General features: G+C 65.4%; 4 protein-coding genes. All 4 read right to left on the reverse strand.

Features of this window, described 5'->3' with window-relative positions:
- Nucleotides 1-123: 123 nt before the first annotated feature.
- Nucleotides 124-996, reverse strand: coding sequence for a CheR family methyltransferase (locus AC0L23_RS16960; protein ID WP_085357855.1), 873 nt, complete (start codon nucleotides 994-996; stop codon nucleotides 124-126).
- On the reverse strand, nucleotides 993-2,195 hold the full coding sequence (locus AC0L23_RS16965; protein WP_085357853.1) for a protein-glutamate methylesterase/protein-glutamine glutaminase: 1,203 nt from the start codon (nucleotides 2,193-2,195) through the stop codon (nucleotides 993-995). Before AC0L23_RS16965 ends, AC0L23_RS16960 begins: the two co-directional genes overlap by 4 nt.
- 75 nt (nucleotides 2,196-2,270) lie before the next feature.
- Nucleotides 2,271-2,636, reverse strand: coding sequence for a response regulator (locus AC0L23_RS16970; protein WP_007600538.1), 366 nt, complete (start codon nucleotides 2,634-2,636; stop codon nucleotides 2,271-2,273).
- Nucleotides 2,637-2,707: 71 nt separating this feature from the next.
- Nucleotides 2,708-2,902 (reverse strand): chemotaxis protein CheW (locus tag AC0L23_RS16975; RefSeq protein ID WP_473297367.1); only part of this gene is annotated, 195 nt, incomplete at its 5' end.

Here is a 2,902-nt window from a genome sequence, read left to right on the forward strand (position 1 = left end):
GGGTTGGGGGGTTTACCCCGCGTTGTCCCGGGGGGGGGGGGCGGGGGTATACACCCCCCACCCGGCCCCCCCCCCCGGGGGCCCGCCACCCTCTTCCGCAAGGGGAGAGGGGAAGAACGCATCTCACCGCGCCGCTGCTACCTTCAATGACGGCGGCATCAATCCACCCATCGGGCGCCCGGAGCGCGTCGGATTGAGCTGATAGAGGCCACGACGATCGGCGATCGGGCGGAACGCGTCGGTAATTCCGACGACGGATTCGGCGGCGCCCAACAGCAGCGTGCCGTCGGCTTCCAAAACCTTCGCCATGCGCTCGAAGATCACGGCCTTGGTGTCCTGGTCGAAATAGATCAGCACATTGCGGCAGAAGATCACGTCGAACGTGCCGAGATGGGAGAAGTCCTGCAACAGATTGAGCTGGCGGAACTGCACCATCGCGCGAATGTCGGCATTGAGCTGCCAGACTTCGCCCGCTTGCGTGAAGTATTTCATCAGGTGCTGGATCGGCAGGCCGCGCTGCACCTCGAACTGGCTGTAAACGCCGGCCTTGGATTTCTCCAGTACCTCCTGCGACAGATCGGTGGCCACGATCTCGATGCGCCAGCCGGCGAAGGCTGCGCCCATCTCCTTCACGCACATCGCAATCGAATACGGCTCCTGTCCCGTCGACGACGCCGCCGACCAGATGCGCAGCGACTTGCGCGCCGCGCGCGCTCGAAGCAGTCCCGGCAGAATCGTTTCGCGCAAGTGATCGAACGGGATCTTGTCGCGGTAGAAGAAAGTCTCGTTGGTGGTCATCGCTTCGACCACATCGCTCGCAAGCCGTCCGTCGCCATTCCTGATCTTCAGCACGAGATCGGGAATCCCGGCGAGGCTCGCCTTGCGGGCCAGCGGCAGCAGCCGGCTCTCGACCAGATACTGCTTGTCCGGCGAGAGATCGAGGCCGGAGCGCTCTTTCAGGAACTTGCGTAGATAGTCGTAGTCAACAGGCGTCACGAACGGTCTCCCGCAAACAGGCGATTGACCCTGGCGCCGATCTGGTTGAGCGGCAGGATCGCCGCGCAGATGCCGGCATTGGCGGCTGCGCCCGGCATGCCCCAGACCACGCTGGAGGCTTCGTCCTGCGCGATCACGCTGCCGCCGGCGGCGACGATGTCCTTGCCGCCGCGCATGCCGTCCGAGCCCATGCCCGTCAGGATCACGGACAGGATGGCGCCATGCCAGATGTCGATGGCGGACGTGAACAGCGGATCGACCGCGGGCTTGCAGAAATTGACGGCGGGACCGTCGTCGAGCGCGATCGCCACGTCGGCGCCGCTACGCACGACGCGCATGTGCTTGCCGCCCGGCGCAAGATAGATGCGGCCCGGCTTCACCGGCTCGCCGTCGACCGCCTCCGCCGCCGGCTTCCGGCTCGTGCGTGCCAGATGCTCGGCGAGAATGGTGGTGAAGGTAGGCGGCATGTGTTGGGTAATCAGCACCGGGACGCGGTCGATCACGGGGCCAAGCTCGGCGACGAGCGCCATCAGGGCCTGAGGACCGCCGGTCGATGAGCCGATCAGCAGCACCCTCGGGGCTTGGGTCGAGAACGGACGCGTGGATAGCGGCGAGGACGACGACGGCGCATGGACGGCCGGAGCGGCCGCGGACGCGGCAGGCCGCGCGACAACCGGCCCACGTGTCGCCGGAGCCGGGCTTGCGGGCGCGAGCGGCGGGCTCGCAACCGCGGCCTTGCGGCGCAGCCGTGCGCCGAGGTGGCGGATTTTCTGGATCAGGTCGTGATGAAAGATGTCCGCAGCCGAAGCCTCGCGCGTCGATTCCGGCTTCGGAATGTAGTCGGCGGCGCCGAGCGACAACGCCTTGAAGCTGATCTCCGCGTTGCGGCGGGTCAGCGTCGAGGCCATGATGATGACGAGATCGCGCTTCTTCGCCAGGAGTTGCGGCAGCGCCGAGATGCCGTCGAGCTCGGGCATTTCGATATCGAGCACGGCAACATCGGGATTGATGCGTTCGATCTGGTTGACCGCCTCGAGCCCGGTGCGCAGCGAGGCCGCGACCTCCATGTCGTGCTCGGCGCCGATCCAGCGCGAGATCAGACCGCGGATGACGACGGAGTCATCGACGACCATCACCCGCAACGGTCCGGCTTCCCGCGACGAGCCCGGGGTCGAATTACCTGCGAACGCAACACTCATTACTCACCAACTCAGACTGAAACGGTCAGTTGAAAACAAACGCCGAAGGAGCCGTTCAGCCTCCAGGGCGGTCGCTCAGATAAGGCCGACTTCCTGGAATTTCGCCGTCACGATGTCCTTGTCGAAGGGCTTCATGATGTACTCGTTGGCGCCAGCGTGCAGCGCGCGCGCGATATGCGCGACGTCGTTCTCGGTGGTGCAGAACACCACCTTGGGCTGGTCGCCGCCGGGCATGCGCCGGAGATGGCCGAGGAACTCATAGCCGTCCATCACCGGCATGTTCCAGTCCAGCAGCACCGCATCGGGCAAGCCGCGCTTGCAGGCCTCCAGCGCCTTCTCACCGTCCTCGGCTTCGAGGATCTGGAAGTCGAGGCCCTCCAGGATCCGGCGCGCAACCTTGCGGATGACGCTGGAATCATCAACGACGAGACAAGTTCGCATGTGAACCTCTGCTTCCCCCCTTTTGCGGGGGCACTTCCAATTGCAGGTACGTCGGCGGATGTGCCGGCGTATCAGGCCGCCATCATATCGGGCGCGAGCTCGAGGACGCGATCGACGTCGAGGACGACCATGAGCTGGCCGTCGAGACGGTGGACACCGCCGGCGAGCTTGGCCATGCGGGGGTCGAGATTGACGGGGTTTTCTTCCATGCCGTCCTCGGCGAGCCGCAGCACTTCGCCGATCTGGTCGATCAGCAGACCATAGGA

This window comes from Bradyrhizobium sp. MI1.4, from assembly GCF_055811315.1.